17 protein-coding genes and 4 tRNA genes are annotated in these 17,571 nt (G+C 51.1%); 19 read left to right on the top strand and 2 right to left on the bottom strand.

The features are described 5' to 3' along the window. Positions 1-83 precede the first annotated feature (83 nt). Positions 84-1,145: a small ribosomal subunit biogenesis GTPase RsgA gene (gene rsgA / locus AC4PCC_RS19350; protein ID WP_492125602.1), complete on the bottom strand. Its 1,062-nt coding sequence runs from the start codon at positions 1,143-1,145 to the stop codon at positions 84-86. A gap of 96 nt (positions 1,146-1,241) precedes the next feature. On the opposite strand from rsgA, the gene orn reads away from it, so the two are divergent. The 5 genes from orn to AC4PCC_RS19325 all read left to right on the top strand — a co-directional run bounded on the left by orn (position 1,242) and on the right by AC4PCC_RS19325 (position 2,378). Further along, positions 1,242-1,787, top strand: coding sequence for an oligoribonuclease (gene orn / locus AC4PCC_RS19345; protein ID WP_492125601.1), 546 nt, complete (start codon positions 1,242-1,244; stop codon positions 1,785-1,787). A gap of 200 nt (positions 1,788-1,987) precedes the next feature. Beyond that, positions 1,988-2,063, top strand: a tRNA-Gly gene (locus AC4PCC_RS19340). Between the two features lie 29 nt (positions 2,064-2,092). Continuing rightward, positions 2,093-2,168, top strand: a tRNA-Gly gene (locus tag AC4PCC_RS19335). A gap of 29 nt (positions 2,169-2,197) precedes the next feature. Next, positions 2,198-2,273: transfer RNA gene (locus AC4PCC_RS19330), tRNA-Gly, on the top strand. Between the two features lie 29 nt (positions 2,274-2,302). After that, positions 2,303-2,378: transfer RNA gene (locus AC4PCC_RS19325), tRNA-Gly, on the top strand. Positions 2,379-2,683: 305 nt separating this feature from the next. Here the strand turns inward: AC4PCC_RS19325 and AC4PCC_RS19320 are convergent. Next, complete coding sequence (locus tag AC4PCC_RS19320; RefSeq protein ID WP_492125600.1) at positions 2,684-3,160, bottom strand: winged helix-turn-helix domain-containing protein; 477 nt, start codon at positions 3,158-3,160, stop codon at positions 2,684-2,686. A gap of 699 nt (positions 3,161-3,859) precedes the next feature. Between AC4PCC_RS19320 and AC4PCC_RS19315 the strand changes: the two genes are divergently transcribed. The 14 genes from AC4PCC_RS19315 to gspS all read left to right on the top strand — a co-directional run bounded on the left by AC4PCC_RS19315 (position 3,860) and on the right by gspS (position 17,130). Further along, positions 3,860-5,647 carry a glycosyl hydrolase family 18 protein gene (locus tag AC4PCC_RS19315; RefSeq protein ID WP_492125599.1) on the top strand — a complete coding sequence of 596 codons (1,788 nt, stop codon included), beginning with the start codon at positions 3,860-3,862 and terminating at the stop codon, positions 5,645-5,647. Between the two features lie 106 nt (positions 5,648-5,753). Then, positions 5,754-6,281, top strand: coding sequence for a type II secretion system protein N (locus AC4PCC_RS19310; RefSeq protein WP_492125598.1), 528 nt, complete (start codon positions 5,754-5,756; stop codon positions 6,279-6,281). A gap of 81 nt (positions 6,282-6,362) precedes the next feature. Then, positions 6,363-8,297, top strand: coding sequence for a type II secretion system secretin GspD (gene gspD / locus AC4PCC_RS19305; protein WP_492127573.1), 1,935 nt, complete (start codon positions 6,363-6,365; stop codon positions 8,295-8,297). Further along, entirely contained in the window at positions 8,297-9,769 is a 1,473-nt protein-coding gene (gene gspE / locus AC4PCC_RS19300; protein ID WP_492125597.1) for a type II secretion system ATPase GspE, read from the top strand. The genes gspD and gspE overlap by 1 nt, the downstream gene beginning before the upstream one ends. 1 nt (position 9,770) lies before the next feature. After that, a complete protein-coding gene (gspF, locus tag AC4PCC_RS19295) occupies positions 9,771-10,967 on the top strand; it encodes a type II secretion system inner membrane protein GspF (RefSeq protein ID WP_492125596.1) in 1,197 nt (398 codons plus the stop codon). Between the two features lie 8 nt (positions 10,968-10,975). After that, positions 10,976-11,434 (top strand): type II secretion system major pseudopilin GspG, encoded by a 459-nt coding sequence (gene gspG / locus AC4PCC_RS19290; protein ID WP_492125595.1) that lies wholly within the window; start codon positions 10,976-10,978, stop codon positions 11,432-11,434. A 5-nt stretch (positions 11,435-11,439) separates the two neighbouring features. Next, positions 11,440-12,123, top strand: coding sequence for a type II secretion system minor pseudopilin GspH (gene gspH, locus AC4PCC_RS19285; protein WP_492127572.1), 684 nt, complete (start codon positions 11,440-11,442; stop codon positions 12,121-12,123). Then, positions 12,011-12,382, top strand: a complete 372-nt coding sequence (gspI, locus tag AC4PCC_RS19280; RefSeq protein ID WP_492125594.1) for a type II secretion system minor pseudopilin GspI — start codon at positions 12,011-12,013, stop codon at positions 12,380-12,382. The genes gspH and gspI overlap by 113 nt, the downstream gene beginning before the upstream one ends. Then, the gene (gspJ, locus tag AC4PCC_RS19275; RefSeq protein ID WP_492125593.1) at positions 12,369-12,965 is read left to right on the top strand and encodes a type II secretion system minor pseudopilin GspJ; all 597 of its coding nucleotides are present in this window, start codon (positions 12,369-12,371) and stop codon (positions 12,963-12,965) included. Before gspI ends, gspJ begins: the two co-directional genes overlap by 14 nt. A 9-nt stretch (positions 12,966-12,974) precedes the next feature. Further along, positions 12,975-14,072: a type II secretion system minor pseudopilin GspK gene (gspK, locus tag AC4PCC_RS19270; protein ID WP_492125592.1), complete on the top strand. Its 1,098-nt coding sequence runs from the start codon at positions 12,975-12,977 to the stop codon at positions 14,070-14,072. A 10-nt stretch (positions 14,073-14,082) separates the two neighbouring features. Next, complete coding sequence (gene gspL, locus AC4PCC_RS19265; RefSeq protein WP_492125591.1) at positions 14,083-15,288, top strand: type II secretion system protein GspL; 1,206 nt, start codon at positions 14,083-14,085, stop codon at positions 15,286-15,288. After that, positions 15,285-15,773 carry a type II secretion system protein M gene (locus AC4PCC_RS19260; protein WP_492125590.1) on the top strand — a complete coding sequence of 163 codons (489 nt, stop codon included), beginning with the start codon at positions 15,285-15,287 and terminating at the stop codon, positions 15,771-15,773. The genes gspL and AC4PCC_RS19260 overlap by 4 nt, the downstream gene beginning before the upstream one ends. 48 nt (positions 15,774-15,821) lie before the next feature. Beyond that, a complete protein-coding gene (locus tag AC4PCC_RS19255; RefSeq protein WP_492125589.1) occupies positions 15,822-16,685 on the top strand; it encodes a prepilin peptidase in 864 nt (287 codons plus the stop codon). 46 nt (positions 16,686-16,731) lie between these two features. Continuing rightward, the gene (gspS, locus tag AC4PCC_RS19250) at positions 16,732-17,130 is read left to right on the top strand and encodes a type II secretion system pilot lipoprotein GspS (RefSeq protein ID WP_492125588.1); all 399 of its coding nucleotides are present in this window, start codon (positions 16,732-16,734) and stop codon (positions 17,128-17,130) included. Positions 17,131-17,571 lie beyond the last annotated feature (441 nt).

Genomic DNA, 17,571 nt, shown 5'->3' with positions numbered 1-17,571 from the left:
AGCAAAGTAGAATGGGGGCGGATTGTAACAGTGCCCTGGCAATTAGGCTATTCCGCCCGGCCAGTTGCGCCAGGCGGGCAGGTTCAGTTGCTGCTGTCGGAGAAGTTACGACGCGTTTTAAGCTGCATATCTGACATGCTGTCCAGAATGCGGTGATAACTGTCGAAGCGCGCCGTATCGATCTCACCCTTTTCAACGGCCTCACGGATTGCGCAGCCGGGGTCGTTGTCATGCTTGCAGTCACGGAACTTACAGTGGCCTAAATACTCACGAAATTCGACAAACCCCTGGGTGATTTGTTCCGGTTCAAGGTGCCACAAACCAAATTCGCGCACGCCGGGGGAGTCGATCACATCACCGCCGTTGGGGAAGTGATAAAGCCTGGCAGCGGTGGTGGTGTGCTGGCCGAGGCCGGAAACGTCGGAAACGTCGTTGGTGAGGATTTCGCCCGCGCCCACTTCCAGACCCAACAGGGCGTTCAGCAGGCTCGACTTCCCAACGCCAGACTGGCCAGCGAAGATGCTGACGCGCCCGGTTAACGCCGTTTCAAGCTCTTCCAGCCCGCGCTTGTGATGGCTGGACACCATCAGTACGCGATAGCCGATGCGACGATAAATCTCCATCTGCTCATCGACAAACGCGCGGCCTTCGTCATCCAGCAGGTCGGTCTTATTCAGCACCAGCAGCGGTTCAACCTCCAGCGTTTCGCTGGCGATCAGGTATCGATCAATGATATTGAGCGACAGTTCCGGCAAAATGGCAGACACAATGACGATCTGATTGATATTAGCGGCAATAGGCTTAACACCGTCGTAGAAGTCAGGACGGGTCAGGACGGAGGTCCGTTCGTGGACCGCTTCAACGATGCCCTTAACGATTGCGCTGCCTTCCTGGCCTGGACGCCATACCACGCGATCGCCGGTGACCAGAGAGCGGATGGTGCGGCGAATATTGCAGCGGTGTTGGCTTCCGTCTGCATCTTCTACATCAACGTGCATACCAAAACGGCTGATGACCACGCCATCGCGCGCTTCCCCGAACAGGCTGTCATCGGGTTCCGGCTTATCGGCACGCTGCTTCAGGCGGCGGTCATGGTTGGCACTGACGCGACGTTGCTGGCCTTTGGACAGTTTGTTTTTAGTCACTCTTCCTCACAGGGGTTGGCAGGCTTCGCCCTAACGGGGCAAAACGTCTATGATACACCCTAACGTATAACGATATAAGCTACGGTGAGAAACCCTATGACCGCAAATGCCAGTAATCTGATTTGGATCGACCTGGAAATGACCGGATTAAACCCCGAACAGGATCGTATTATTGAAATTGCCACGCTGGTGACTGACGCCGAGCTCAACATCCTGGCCGAAGGGCCGGTATTTGCGGTTCATCAGTCTGACGCACAGCTGGCGCTGATGGATGACTGGAACGTGAAAACGCATACCAACAGCGGACTGGTGCAGCGCGTCAAAGCCAGCCAGTACAACGATCGGGATGCGGAGCGGGAAACCATTGCCTTTTTGCAGCAGTGGGTGCCAGCCAACAGTTCACCCATTTGCGGCAACAGCATAGGGCAGGATCGCCGTTTCCTGTTCAAATATATGCCTGAACTGGAAGCTTACTTCCATTATCGTTATCTTGACGTGAGTACGCTGAAAGAGCTGGCCCGCCGCTGGAAGCCCGAAATCCTGCCTGGCTTTAAGAAGCAGGGCACGCACCAGGCGATGGATGACATACGCGAATCGGTGGCGGAGCTGGCGTACTATCGCGAGCATTTTATCCAGCTATAACGAGGCCTCCCCCGCTCGCGTTTTTTTGTACGGGGCCTGGGCGGCGGTTTCGCGGCGGACTGTTGCCGATTAAACCCGCATTCTGCTGTTTTAATCGGCACTCAGGCGGCAACTGAAAAAAATTGCCACGAGAGACTTGCAGCCAAAAGGAATTCTCGTATAATTCGCACCCCGTACCAGGACAGATTTTGGTACCCAGAGCGGGAATAGCTCAGTTGGTAGAGCACGACCTTGCCAAGGTCGGGGTCGCGAGTTCGAGTCTCGTTTCCCGCTCCAAATTTTTGCATCACGATACCAGCATTACTGCGGGAATAGCTCAGTTGGTAGAGCACGACCTTGCCAAGGTCGGGGTCGCGAGTTCGAGTCTCGTTTCCCGCTCCAGATTTTTGCATCACGATACCAGCATTACTGCGGGAATAGCTCAGTTGGTAGAGCACGACCTTGCCAAGGTCGGGGTCGCGAGTTCGAGTCTCGTTTCCCGCTCCAGATTTTTGCATCACGATACCAGCATTATTGCGGGAATAGCTCAGTTGGTAGAGCACGACCTTGCCAAGGTCGGGGTCGCGAGTTCGAGTCTCGTTTCCCGCTCCAAATCTCATTTGCACCCGCTCAGGGTGAAACGTCTTCTTAGTGACCTGCACCCACGACTTGCCCATCCGTGAAAACCTCAACCTAATGACAGGTTGCTCGTTACAGCTAATACATTTCCCTGCATTATGCCGCGCGCCGTACGCGATCCTGGCAGACCTTTGACGCATCCCATTTTAATTCACAGATCCTCTGTAGGTCTGTAAGCCGCTGGTTCTATTAAGACGCGGCTTACATGCAATAATAATGAGGTGGCGTACACAAAGGTTTTAGCGTTGCGGCTCGTATGACGTTTCCTGTTACTGTGCTTATACTAACAAACGTGCAAATGCTTTTAACTTTTGGGTCAGTGAGATCCAGGCTGGCACTTTGGCGGGGGGCGCTTTTTCCTCTGAATTTAGATCCACATGCTGGCCAGAAAATCCACTGGAGATGTATTCTTCAATAACGACACTTTCCTGGTGTATAACCCAACCATGTCTCGGTACTGTATTAATAATATTGATTTCAATTCCGGCTTTGCCAAGCTGCCTGCGCAACTCTGATATGGTCTGATATAAAGTATTAGGGGTGACCTGTTTCCCATGCTCTTCCCAGCCAATTTTATAGAATTGCTGATGGCTGACAATGTTGCCATGGTTAACAATTAACAAAACTAAACAGCGAGAGGCCGTACTGAAAATCACATGCTCAGTGTTATTGTTACGTGAAACAAACAGGTTTTTATGTGGTAGGAATATTACCTTTTCATTAATTAAATAGCATGTGTCGCATTGATTAGCCATGATACATCGTCCTTAATATATTGAAGATTACGACTTAACTAGCGTAACGCAGCACCGAAAATGATAAGATATTTTAATTATCAATGATTGATTTCTATCGGTGCTTTCCTCTTATTCCTGGTGATAATGAAAGCATTTAATAACAAAAATAGCAACAGGATCAAAGTGTGTGGGCGTACTTTATAACTCACAGTAGTTCTCCTGCCACATAATGGTTTAATTACTATAAGCTACGGCTGGGGCTATTACGTTAATGATAAAATATTAGATTTAATGTGTTCTAAAGTTTCCTATAATCTGGCTGGCAAGGCTTTACGTCCCACGATGCACCTGACTTAAGATGATAGATTATTTGCTGGTAGGCTTATCTTTCTGAAAAAGATGAATTTAAGGGCGGCGGCATGCATTATCAGTTAATTCTTTGCGATTCCGCCCCTTAATGTGCTTATCAATCAGTATCGTTCTGGCCGGTTAAGCAAAAAAAACAGGAAAATTATCATTTTTGTGGCTATATTGCCCTGCTTTATTTGAGTGGGCATCCTGAAGGAGGGGTGGCTGCGGCCCGAATATAATCAGAAGAGCAAATATTTTGTTAACTGAAAGTTATAGCTGGCCGGTCGAAAGTTTCTCAGAGCCATCGTCTCACATTCAGCGATGTTAACTGTACTTTATTTTACGTTTTTATAAGGAAATACATAAATGTTTAAAAAGACGGCTGTTGCCACATTACTGGGTTGTACACTACTGGCTCAAATGATGCCTGCGGCTGCGGCAGAAAATCGCTATGTCAGCTATCTGACCTCCTGGGGCTTACCCGACGTTGATGCTCTCACTACTCAGCTGAAAAAATCTGAAATTGATATTTTTATGCTCTCTTTTGGGCAGTGGGATAGCGAAGGTAATATCACTGTTTCTGATGATATGCTAACCGTGCCTAAATATAATGGTTACTGGATGCCACAGGGTTATGTGGGATGGACACAGCTTAAGCGGGCCAATCCAAACAAAAAGGTTGTTGTGGCCTTTGGCGGTCAGACCTATGAAGGGATTTGGTCTGCAATCAGTACTCCGGCACAGCGTGATAAGGTGGCCAAAAATCTGGCAGAGCTGCTCAATACACGTTTCCCTGTCTACCAAAAAGGGTTGAAGGCTAATGAGACCGTGGGCAAATGTCTGGCGACAACCTGGGATGGCAAGTGTGACTACAGTCAATATCAGCTCGCGGGATATACTTATATCGACGGCATTGATTTTGATTTTGAAAAGGCAGCTCGCCTGACGCAGCAGGAAAACGACAACCTGGTGGATCTGGTTAAGCGTCTGCGTGCGCTGGTCGGTAAAGAACCTCTGCTGAGTCTGACCACATACCACGTTGGCGCGGATCCGCAAAACTGCGAGAATCCTTCCATCACTGAAAACTGTTCTTATATCGAAAACGATCGTTCAGCCCACCACGGTGAAGTCACCCAGCTACTGAAAGACAGCAAGGACCTTTTTGATTTCTTCAACGTAATGACCTATGACGCGGGCAAAAACTTTAAATATAAAGTTGCCATGCAGAACTACGCCAATGCGGTTGGAGATAAAAGTAAAATTCTGGTTGGAGCGACTATTAACAGTCAGTGGGGACCAGAAGGCAACTTTGTCGAAAGCAAAACTAACAACATGGAGCGTGCTGCGTGGCAGGCGGAAAATGGCTATGGCGGCTTCTTCGCCTGGACATTAGGTTCTTCAACTGAACAGACATCCTTCGCCAATCAGGTTTCATACCTGAACGATATGGTTAAACTGGCGAAAGAAACGCAGCCCGTTACACCCGTTGATCCTGTCCCACCGGTCGAGCCAGAACAGCCTGAAGCACCCCAGGTAGAACTGGCTGTGCCAGACGTTTCAGCCGGTCCCCAGATACGCTACGTTGATTACAACCAGGGGGGCGAGGTTAAGCTGTTTGTCTCTGATAAAACGTTAAAAACCGCTGCTTACCAGGTCAAACTAAATGGGGAATATATCTTCTCCATTTACTACGGTAAAAATTACTACTCTTACAAATCAGACCTTGGTGGAGATGTGGTACAGCTGGTTCAAGGTGTGAATGCTAAAGATGGCGATATCATCACCCTAAATGCGACCGGCAGTTCAACTATTATTCAAAAAATTGTGGTGAAAAAGGGCACTCGTTACATTGCCGATAAAGCTATTCAGTCTGTCACTGCCGAAAATGGCAAAGTCAGCGTGACCATGAATGCTAAAGAGTTTAATCAGCCTAATCGTTATGTCGTTTATCTGAATGGTCAATACATTATGGAGTCCTATGCTGGTAAAGTCTATTACTCATCGTTAAAAAAACAGGCAGATAAAGTGACAATCAGCAAGTCATGGTCTGTTAAATCAGGTGATAAAGTTGAGGTTCGACGCTTAAGTCATAATACAGGCGTAGAATTGTCAAGAGCTAGCTTCAGCACGATTTATTCTTATGTAGTTAAATAATTCGTGGACCCTGTCGCTTATCAGGGCAGGGTGTTAACTAGCTGAAAGGAGGGAACGTCTCTCCTTTCAGCTATTACAGGTCGGTTAGTTCAGGGAGATCTTTAACTTGCAGCATTTTGAGTTTCGACGTGCTTCGCCGCTAATGATTGGGATCAACTTCATTCTGTTGAGCCTGGCAGGTTACCTGCTTGCAACGACCTTTAACGATTCAACGCTTAAGGAAAAGGAGGTTAAAAGTATTATATTATCAGCTGAAGAGGGTGGGGGGGCGGACGTTTTTAAGAAAGATAGCGCTCCTGATACCGCCAGTAAATTTGAACAGTTAATAAGAATTCGTGCGACAGACAGCGTTAGAGATGGAAAAATTGCTGTCACTCAGCCGCTGCCAGACGATGCAGTGCTTATGCAGGCACCCGTCAGTGAATTGTCCGGCCGTTTAACCGGATTGTTTAGTAGCCATCATCGACATCAGGACCTGGCTATTATTGAATTTTCGGGCCAGCAAAAAAGTTATCGCCCCGGTGACCGGCTGGAAGAAGGGGGGACGGTCGTGCGAGTTTTACCCGACAGGGTGATATTTGAATTAAAGGGTTTTTATGTCGCTAAGCTGATGTTTCCGGAGCAAGAAAAGTAAGTAAAAGGGACTCATCATTCCCTTCACGGATTAAATGGTTTAGTAGCGTTTCAAGGAGTTGTGATTATGCAGGGATGTAGAATCGCTGATTGCCGGGCGTTTAAAACGGTATTGCTTATCGTATTGGCCCTGATATTCACCGCGCCCGCCAGGGCCGATAAATACAGCGCCAGCTTTCAGGATACCGATATTCGGGAATTTATTAATACGGTTAGTCAGGCATTAAATAAAACCGTTATCATTCAGCCGGCAGTTAGCGGCTCAGTAACCGTCAGGAGTTACCAACAGCTTGATGAAGAACAGTATTATCAGTTTTTCCTGAACGTATTGGATGTTTATGGGTTTAGCGTAATTGAAATGGACAATAATGTCCTGAAAGTCGTGCCCGCGGTACTTGCAGGCAGCAATGCCGCCATTGACGAGGGGATGACTCAGGGGGGTGACATGCTCGCCACCCGCGTTGTGGCCATAAAGAATATGCCCGCGCACGAGCTGGTTCCCGCACTGGAAAAATCGAATGCGGCCAGCGGGACGCTTATCAGCAGTTTTGAGGGCTCCAATAGCCTGTTGCTTACCGGGAAAAGCAGCGTAATTAACCGGTTGCTGGACATCATTAAGCGCATCGATCGCCGCGGTGATAGCCATATTGACGTCTATCCCCTCCAGCATGCTTCAGCTGGCGAGCTTATCCGCCTCGCGGAAGAGATGCTAAATGACAGCAAAAAATCCGCACGCCCGGGCGCGATGTCGCTGCAAATGGTGGCCGATGAGCGCACTAACAGTATTCTGATAATGGGAGAGCCTGACTCACGTCGGTTAGCAAGAGATCTTTTCCAGAAGCTCGATCTGGAGTACACAGCACAGGGAAAAACCAAAGTCATCTACCTGAAATATGCGCAGGCTGCCGGGTTAGTTGAAGTCCTGACCGGCATGAGTGCCAATATGGAAAATAATGGTCAGTCGGCTTCATCGGCGGCCAGCCCCGCACTGTTAAAAGGCACCAGCATCAAAGCGGATGAGCAGACCAATTCGCTTATCATTACCACTCAGCCAGGCATGATGTCCGAACTGGAAAGCGTCATTGCTAAATTAGATATCCGTCGCGCCCAGGTGTTGGTGGAAGCGGTGATTGTGGAGTTGCAGGACGCCGAAGGGTTGAATCTGGGCGTACAGTGGTTCAATAAAAATGGCGGTGGTACAAATTTCCCATCAAACAATGCATCAGCTATCGGCATTCTTGAGAGCGGATCGCTGACGGGTGCCGTTAAGAATGTGACGGGCCTGGGCGTGGGCTTTGGTCATAACAACTGGGCGGCTTTGCTCAGCGCGATTAAAAGTAATACCAATAACGATATTTTGGCTACGCCAAGCATTGTTACGCTGGATAACGTAGAAGCGGTTTTCAGCGTCGGTCAGGAGGTGCCGGTGCTTACTGGCTCACAAACTACCAACAGCGATAACATATTTAATACCGTTGAGCGTAAGAATGTCGGTATTAAACTGAAGGTTAAACCGCAGATTAATCAGGGCGATTCTGTATTTCTGAAAATCGAGCAGGAAGTTTCGAGCGTGGCGGAGAGTTCAACGACTGGCAGCGCCGAGCTTGGCGCGACGTTTAATACCCGTACGCTGAATAATTCGGTGCTGGTGGGAAGCGGGGAAACCGTCGTCGTGGGTGGGCTACTGGATACCACCCAGTCTGATGTGGTACAGAAAGTCCCGTTGCTGGGCGATATTCCCCTTATTGGGCATCTGTTTAGCGCCACGTCTAAGAAAACTATCAAGCGCAATCTAATCCTGTTTATCCGCCCGACAATTATTCGTGATGGCGAACAGTACCATCATCTCAGCTCGCGTAAGTTCAACGATCATCAGGATCTCCAGCCTGTGCGAGATGGCATACATAAATTGCCCAGCGAGCTGATAGCGCTGAAAGACTCTGACGTTAAGCGTGATCAGTTCAAACAGGTTACCGCGCTGATCGCAGCCTTTCAGCAGCACGAAGGGGCGAAATAGTGACAGGCAGGCAACGGGATCCGGTTCCATCACTGCCTTTCTCATGGGTGAAGCAGCACGGCGCATTAGTATCAGAGGTGCGGGGAAGCCTGCGCGTGGTCTGTCGGGAGAATGTGACAATCTCTGCACTGATGGAGATACAGCGCCTCTTTCCCGCCATCCTGGAGCTGGAAAGGGTCAGTCAGTCCCACTTTGAACATACCCTTGGGGAGGTTTATCAGAATAACGCTGGCGTGATGGCGAATATTGGCAGTGAAATTGATTTTTATGCGCTGGCAGAAGAGATCCCCAACCACATCGATCTGCTGGATAGCAATGATGACGCGCCTATTATCAGACTGATTAACGCCATGCTTGGGGAAGCGATTAAAGAAGCAGCATCAGATGTGCATATAGAACCCTTTGAAAAGCGCCTGCTGATCCGTTTCCGGGTGGACGGCATTTTACATAATGTTTTGGAGCCTCAGCGTCAGCTGGCTTCATTGCTGGTTTCCCGCATCAAGGTCATGGCGAAGCTGGATATTGCCGAAAAGCGCCTTCCTCAGGATGGGCGCATTGCCTTACGTATTGCGGGGCGTGCGGTAGATGTGCGCGTTTCGACGCTTCCCACGCAGTATGGTGAACGGGTGGTGATGCGCCTGCTCGATAAAAATAATGCCAGGCTGACGCTCTCTTATTCAGGGATGTCTGCCGCCTGCCGCGAAGGGCTGACGCAGCTGGTGCATCAGCCTCACGGATTGATTCTGGTCACCGGACCCACTGGATCGGGCAAAAGCACCACGCTCTATGCGGCGTTGAATGAGATCGACAGCGGCGTACGCAACGTCATGACCGTCGAGGACCCAATTGAATATGAGCTGGACGGGATTGGCCAAACCCAGGTGAACAGCAGGGTGGAGATGACCTTTGCCCGTGGACTCAGGGCGTTACTGCGTCAGGATCCGGACGTGGTATTAGTGGGTGAAATACGCGATGCGGAGACGGCACAGGTCGCCGTACAGGCTTCCATGACCGGACATCTGGTGCTCTCCACGCTTCACACCAATACCGCCGCCGGTGCCATTACCCGACTGCAGGATATGGGGATTGAACCCTTTCTGCTCGCCAATACGCTGGCCGGGGTGATGTCCCAGCGGCTGGTGCGTACCTTGTGTACTCACTGCAGCACACAAACAGCGGCCAGCCCGGAGGAGCAGCAACTTACAGGCTGTTCGCAACCGACATTGATGCTTTCTCGTGCAGTAGGGTGTGAGCATTGTAAGCAGACCGGCTATCGGGGACGAACCGGTATTCATGAGCTGATTATTCTTGATCAGGAGGTAAGGACGGCGCTGAGCCAGGGGAAAAGTGAGCAGGAGATTGAGGCGTTGGTCCATCAACGCACGGCTACGCTGCGGCAGGACGGTATAAGCAAGGTGCTGGCCGGATTAACAACCCTGGAAGAGGTCGCCCGCGTGACGAGGGAAGTCTGATATGGAAAAGTTTAGCTATCAGGCGCTGTCATCCCAGGGAGAAAAATGCCGGGGATACCTGCTGGCAGCCAGTCTCAGCGACGCCAGACAACAGTTAAGAGAGAAGGGACTGGCGGTTATTACGCTTAAAAGATCGATGAAAGTAGCGCTTCCACGGCGTTCCTCCCTCTCTGGCAGGGAGCTGGCGCTGGCGACCCGTCAACTGGCGACGTTGATTGCGGCGCATCTGCCGGTTGATGAAGCGGTACAGGCCGTTGCTCAGCAAAGCGAAAGAAAAACCGTCGTGAATATTTTTTCCCAGCTAAGAGGCATGATCCGTGAGGGACACTCGCTGGCGGTGGCGCTGGCGACCTTCCCAACGGTCTTTAGCCGGATGTACTGTGCGATGGTGGCGGCAGGTGAGGCCTCGGGGCATCTGCCATTAGTGCTTCAGCGGCTGGCGAGTAATGAAGAACAGAGCCAAAAGCTGAAAGGCAAAATTATGCAGGCAATGATTTATCCGATAGTGCTGACGCTGGTGGCCTTTGCTGTTGTGGCTATCCTGCTAACGGCCGTGGTGCCTGAAGTGATTGAACAGTTTATCACCATGAAGCAGGCGCTGCCGTTAACAACCAGAATGCTGATCGCCTGCAGCGATTTTTTGCGCGCCTACGGGGTCATGCTGCTCGGCGGGATGGCGGCGTTAGCGGTAGCGAATCTACTGTGGCTTCGTCACCCAGCGAGGCTGATTCAGCGGCACCGACAGCATCTTCGCTGGCCGCTGATTGGCCGACTCACCCGCAGTATCAGCACCGCACGCTATGCCCGCACCCTGAGCATTCTGAATGCCAGTGCCGTACCGCTGCTTGACGCGATGCGCATCAGCGCGTCTGTGGTAATGAATGAGTATGCCCGACAACAGCTGAACGACGCTGAAGCGAAAGTCAGAGAGGGCGGGAAATTTCATCAGTCTCTGAAAGCCACCGGACTTTTTTCACCGATGATGCTGCATATGGTGGCGTCAGGGGAACAAAGCGGTAGCCTGGATGAGATGCTGGAGCGATCGGCAGAGATACAGGAAGAACAGTTATCACATCAGATTACCCTGGCCCTGGCTCTGTTTGAGCCTGCGCTGGTGGTGACGATGGCGAGCATAGTGCTTTTCATCATTCTGGCTATTTTACAGCCCATATTGCAGCTCAATGAAATGATTGGATAAGGATATACATGATGACTTATGGAGAGAGGCGCATTCGGCGGCCTGACGGGCAGGGTGGTTTTACCCTGCTTGAGATTATGGTGGTGATTGTCATTCTGGGGCTGCTTGCCAGCCTGACCATACCCAGCCTGATGGGGAATAAAGAGAAAGCAGACAGGCAAAAAGCCAGAAGCGATATCGCCACGCTGGAAAATTCGCTGGATATGTACAGACTGGATAACCATCGTTACCCCACCACAGAACAGGGTCTGGAAGCGCTGGTAGAGAAGCCTGAGCTGTCACCCATCCCCAAAAATTACCCTGAACAGGGGTATATTCGCCGTCTGCCCAGGGACCCCTGGGGCAATGATTATCAGCTGCTCAACCCTGGCGAACACAGCGTGATTGATGTCTTCTCCTTTGGGCCAGAGGGCGAAGGTGCGCGCGAGCAATATATCGGTAACTGGGACGATGAGCGCAAGAAATAGCCGTGATGACGCGTAGTCAGGGGTTCACGCTGCTGGAGATGCTTTGCGTGTTGTTTTTGCTGGGGCTGATGGGGTCGCTGGTAACCGGCGCGTTTCCCTCTCCGCACCGTGAGGTGGCCAGAGAGCATGAAAAAATCCTTCTGGCGCTGCGCACTACGGCTGAGCGGGCCCAGCTTGAAGGTCGGGTTTACGGCCTGCAAATTCGCCCGGGTGGATGGGACATCAGGGTGTTAAGCCGTGATACCGAGCCTGCTGAGCCCCGGCAGTCGGGTGCTTTAATTGACGGCTACCACTGGCGGATAGCGAAACGCGGAAGTAAAACGTTGCAGTACCGCTTACCGCCACAGGTCGTGCTGAAAATTGAGGTTAACCGCGTGTCTTACTCCTCTGTCGGGGAAAAGGGGGGCGGTGACAAACCCCAGGTACTCTTCCTGCCTGGCGGGGAAGTCACCGACTTCGTTTTATCGACGTCGATGCGACAGGCCAGTGACGACAGGGACAGGCAAGCAAACGGTGCAGCCGCAGGCGGGTTTATCACCTCCAGCGCACAATTTTTGCTATCAGAGGGTGAAAGCTGTGAAAGAAAGCGGAATGGCACTGATGGAAGTGCTGGTGGCGATGCTTATTCTGGCTATCTCAGCGACTGCGGTGTTGAGAACCAACGGACAACAGGTAAAGGCTCTCACTAGCCTGCAACAGAAACAAACTGGGGCATGGCTGGCTGACTCGAAGCTGAACGAAATCATGCTCCATCCTGCCAGCACTTCTGAGCTGTGGCAGCAGGATTCTCAGGTGATGGGAGGCACGACGTGGCATCTTCGCTGGCGGCGAGTGCCCACTACCGTCCCGGAGATCGTGGCCGTGGAGGTTGAAGTCCGTCAAAACAGGAAGCAACAACCTGTGGCATCGCTAAGAACGTGGATGAGCGTTAAGAATGAACGGGCTTAAGCGACAGGCCGGCTTTACGCTGCTGGAAATGATTGTCGCTCTGGCGTTGACTGCGACAATCAGCGTGGTGGCGCTACAGCTATTTCAGGGGGTACTGCACAGTTCGGTGCTGTTACGTGAGAAATCTACCCGGCTGATGCAACAACAGTTTGCCTTCTCGGTGATGGAAAATGATTTTTCACATGCCCTGCTAAGCGTTGCTGGTAGCGAAGATAAAAGCTTTACCCCGAACAACGACCTGCCTGCGCCCGCTTCCGGGTCTGCAGTGCAGTTTTTACGGGGTAACTGGCTTAATCCCGGCGGGATGCTGCAGCGTACGCAAATTGAGGCGGTCAGCTATCGCCTGAGGCAGGGAGAGCTGCAAAAAGTCAGTGCCGTATGGCCTGCGGATTTATCGGGTCGCAAGCCGAAGGTGACTTCATTACTGACGGGGGTAGAGGCCTTTACACTCCGCTACTACAGCGATAATCAGTGGGTTGATGATCTCAATATGCTGAGCGTGTTACCGCAGGCCGTTGAAATAACGCTGGTGCTTACTGAATCCGGGAAATTCAGCCGGGTGTTTCTGCTGGCAGAAGAGTGAGGGAAGAGGATGTCAGATCAGAAAGGAAGCGCGTTGCTGATGGTATTGCTGATGATGGCCTTAATGCTCACCATAACCGTGTTGAGTAATGAGTACTGGCAGCACGTTATGACCAGAAGCCAGCACTCGGTCTGGCGGACGCAAATGAAGTGGGCGCTGCTGGGCAACGAGAAGATTGTCAGGAACCAGCTGCAAAAAGAGCCGAAGATCCTGCCCGTCAGGCGGGTTTCGGTGCTGGACGATGTGCATATCAGCTATGAAATTCGCGATAGAAGCGATTGTTTCAATCTGAACTCGCTGGTCAGCGCGGCCTCTTCTGACAAAAGCGATTTACCGGCGAGCACGGCAGAAAAAGAGGAGGCACCGGAAAACGAACCCTCTGTGGCGGGATCTCAAATCTCACCGCTGGATGGGTCGTCTGCGGTGGACACGTCATTGACTGCTAACGATCAGGGAACGGCGCAGAAAGCCGGGCATTATCCTGCGGCGGTCTTCACTCAGCTGCTGATCAATGTCACCGGGATGAACCCCATAGCAGCAAAAAGCGTCACTCAGTCAGCAGTGGAGTGGGCAAATCGGGCAGCAGACGATTCGGTAAATAATGTGCCGGGTCAGGAGGATAAAAAAGCAGACAGACAACGGTCTGTGGAGCGGCCTGCTACCTATGCGCCGATGCTTGATAGCCGCGAGCTGCGCAGGCTAAGCGGCGTTGACCAGAACGTCTGGGAGCAGCTGAATCCCTGGGTCTGCGTGCTGCCGGATAATAATTTGAACATAAATATCAACGCGTTGAGCCCGGGGCGGGGTGCAATGCTGGCGGCGTTGTTTACGGGCAGCTTGTCTGTTAGCAAGGCCAGCCGGTTATTAAGTGAAAGACCGCCGGAGGGCTGGACAGACAGTGCTTTATTAATGGCGGCAGCAACAGAGAAGGATATCGGGTTTAAGAAAGCGATAGGGAAAACGCTGGTGCTGAAAGGCCGCTATTTCTCGCTGTCTCAGTGGGTCACGGACGATGAAAATGAGTACGTTCTTCGCTCTCTGTTAAAAGACGAAAATAAAAAACTAACTGTCATCCAACGGCGTTATGGCATGAGCGAAGCTTACTGAGTAAGAGTCAATGAATAATATTAAGAAAAAAGCAGGTAAGCGTGCGGTGCTTTTTATCCGGCCTTCGCCCTCTTCCGACCAGCGGGTTGAATGGCTTTACTCCATTGATAAAGACATTCAGGCCGCAGGTGAACTCCCAGGTATGGCCAGCATTAACAGGCTGAAGGAATATGCTGCAGCAGGTGATGTCATATTGATCCTTCCCGGCGAGTTCGCAGTATTTCACACTGTTGATATACCCGGGGCAGGAAAAGTAAGAATGAGCCGCCAGCTGCAGAAAGCTCTGCCCTATTGGCTGGAGGATAAGATCCCAGGCGAAGTCGACGCACTGGAGTGGCTGCGGGTTAATGTTGAGCCTCCCGTCAGTATGCTCGGCGTGGATAAAGAGGTGTTGCAGGCATGGATCAGTTGGTTTACCGAAGCCGAATTACCGCTGCATCGCATCGTGCCGGATACGCTTTGCCTCCCGGTTCCCTGCGACGAGGAGTGGAGCTGTGTTCAGGATGGCGAGCGATGGGTTATCCGTCAGAATACGGGGAGCGGCATGGTGCTTCATCGTCAGTGGCTCTCCGCCCTGTCTGGCGATCTCCCTGTTGCAAAGGTGTACGGCGTCAATACCGGGATGGCGCTTCCGGCAGGATGGTATCCGGTTATAGCGGGCAATACGCTTGAGTGCCTGGCAGCTCACAGTAGCAGCACGACGGTGAATTTACTCAAGCAGCCGTTGGGTGCCAAAAAAGGCGTCCTGTTTAAGGGTTGGAAATATACGTTGCTACTGGCAGCCCTGGTTTTGGCAATGCTCTGCCTGTCGCTTTTTCTTCGCGGCTATCAGTATCAGCAGGCTGCAGAACGGATGGAGATGCAATCTCAGGAATTATATCGGGAGATCACACAAAGTAAGCGAAAAGTAAGCAATCCCAAATTCCGGCTGATGCAGATAGTTAAGAATAACGAGCAAAAGCAGCAGCAGAGTGGCGTGTTGCAGTTGCTGAATGTCCTGGCCGTCGCCAGTGAGGCCGAGGCTGAGATCGTTATTCATTCGATCTGTTATGACGGCAATCAGGGCGCATTATTTATTGAGGTACCGCGTGAGAATGCCGAAAAGCTGAGTGCCGGTCTGGAAGCTCTTTCATTAGTCGTTCGCACAGCAGGGCCGGAGCTGAAAGCACATAATGATCCCCAGACGGTGTGGCTGCAAATGGACAGACAGAAATGAAAGAGAAAATAATCGAGCGCTGGAAGGCATATTCCAGCAGCGAAAAAGGCGCCTGTCTGGGGGTGATAAGCGTTGCGGTTGTGCTGCTTATCACTTTAGGTGTCGTTAGCCCGTTGAAAGAGTACGCTGACAGCGCGAATAAAAGGATGATTAAGGCTGAAGAGGATTTGCAATGGATCGCTCAGCAAAAAAACCTTTTGCTTAAGCTAAGTGGACGCCGCGCCGCAAATAAAAGTCCTGACTCTTTATTAACCTCTGTTAACCAAACTATGATGAGAAACGGCATAACGGCCATCATTGATGATCACTCTCCGCAGGAGATAAAGTTGCAAATAGCGGCTATTCATTTTAGCCATTTAATCAGATTTATGAATGAATTACAGGAAGAGTCTGGGATTGAGGTTCTCCAGCTAAATACAGTGGCGCAAAGCGATAAGGATGATGTCGTGAGCGTAACTGAGTTGGTGTTAAAACATGGCCAATGATGGGTGCTTCAGGACGTCAGCGCACCGTTGAAAGAAAGGACACGTTAAATGGATTTATTCGCAGAAATTGCGCGGCACCTGCCGGTGCTCTGGTGGGCAGGACTGGCGATAGTGGGGCTCTGTGTCGGCAGTTTTTTAAACATGCTGATCTATCGTCTGCCGCTAATGATTTCCATCGCGGAACAGAGAGCCGAAGAAAGAATAGCCCCGTACTCTTTCGCTACTCAGCTGGATACGCGGCAGGAAAGGGGAGTATTTAACCTGTTAATACCGGCGTCACACTGTACCTCATGTCGCACCCCACTGGGCTGGAGGAATAATATTCCACTCTTAAGCTGGCTGTTGATCCGGGGAAGAAGCCGCTGCTGCAATAAACCTGTTAGCATTAGCTATCCGTTGGTGGAGTTAGTCACTATGGGTGTGACGCTGTTCTGCGCCTGGCTGTTCCCTCCAGGCCTTGCGTTAGTTGGAGTACTGCTTTTCAGCTGGTTACTGCTTGCACTGGCTGTTATCGACGGCATGACCTGGCTGCTGCCGGATGCCTTAACCTGGTCCCTGCTATGGATGGGGCTACTGTTTAATCTGAACGGTCAATTTGCACCGCTGGAGGATGCAGTTATAGGCGTGGTAGTCGGCTATGGTTTGCTGTGGTTATTTAACGCGGTGACATCATCCCTGGTGAAAAAAAATTGTATGGGAAACGGGGATTTCAAACTTACAGCCGCTCTCGCTGCGTGGAGTGGCTGGCAATGCCTGCCGCAGTTGCTATTACTGGCGGCGACGTTGGGAATCATCGCTATTTTGTTCTCGCGCTTGCTGTACAAAAAATCTCTCAGCTCAGCCATTCCTTTCGGGCCTGCTCTGGCCGTAGCTGGATGGCTGCAGGTAACGGGAGTCTTAACGACGGGATAGCAGGCCAGTTAATAACGGACAATGTTGTTTAAACTTAAGGAAAAGAATGATGATTCGCAAAAAATACTTATTTAATTTCTGTGCGGCATCTTTAATGTTGCTGACGGTAACGGGGTGCCAGCAAAGCGCCAAAAAGTTAAATATTACATCAGTGGCCGAAAAGTCTGAAATTGAGCAGCAGGTCCGGCAGCTGTCGGCCATTGTGGGGGGAGGGTATTATTTGAAAGCAAAATGCCATCGCAGTGACCTGCCTTCAGGGGAGAAGATGTTGTCCAGCATCCTTGAACTGGCTAAGCAGCGCAGCTGGCCGGTGGATGCCGCAGAGTATCAGCAGCTGGCTGAAAAGAGTGAGCACATCTATCAGGCCCTGCTCACTGACAGCACTCCCACAGAGCAGCAGTGTCAATATTTCAACCAAAAAATTAGCGGGTATTTTCACGGTTAATACTTCTGAAGAACTGCACCGCCCCTGGAGCACACCCCATTAGGGAATTTTATTGGTCATTTTGACGTAAGGCAGTGCACAACGTCTTCACGTGCGTCGTATACGCTGCGTTTTTTTGCCTGCAACCTAAAGTACCGGCTACAACTCCCGCTACTGGTGCAAAGGCCCCAGCAACTAATCCTGCCACCCCGACAGGCAGTAACGGTAAGTGGCCGACAGTGACGCCACCATCCGGTTATGTTGGTGGTCCGGGCAGTTCAAGCGGTGTAGGGGTTGGCCAGCCCAAGCCTGGTTCCACGCCATCCATTAAAACCAGCACTGAAAACTGGAAAACCCTGATGGATAATAAATCGATTACGTCTTCCCCTTCAGGCGGCAATAACAAGTAACAAGTAACACTTAAGCCCGGCTCGTAGACTGAGCGAGCCGGGCTTACTTCTC

It is taken from the genome of Erwinia sp. L03-1 (genome assembly GCF_058686115.1).
Note: the sequence above shows the minus strand (reverse complement) of the source record. Positions and strands in the feature narration are given on the sequence as shown.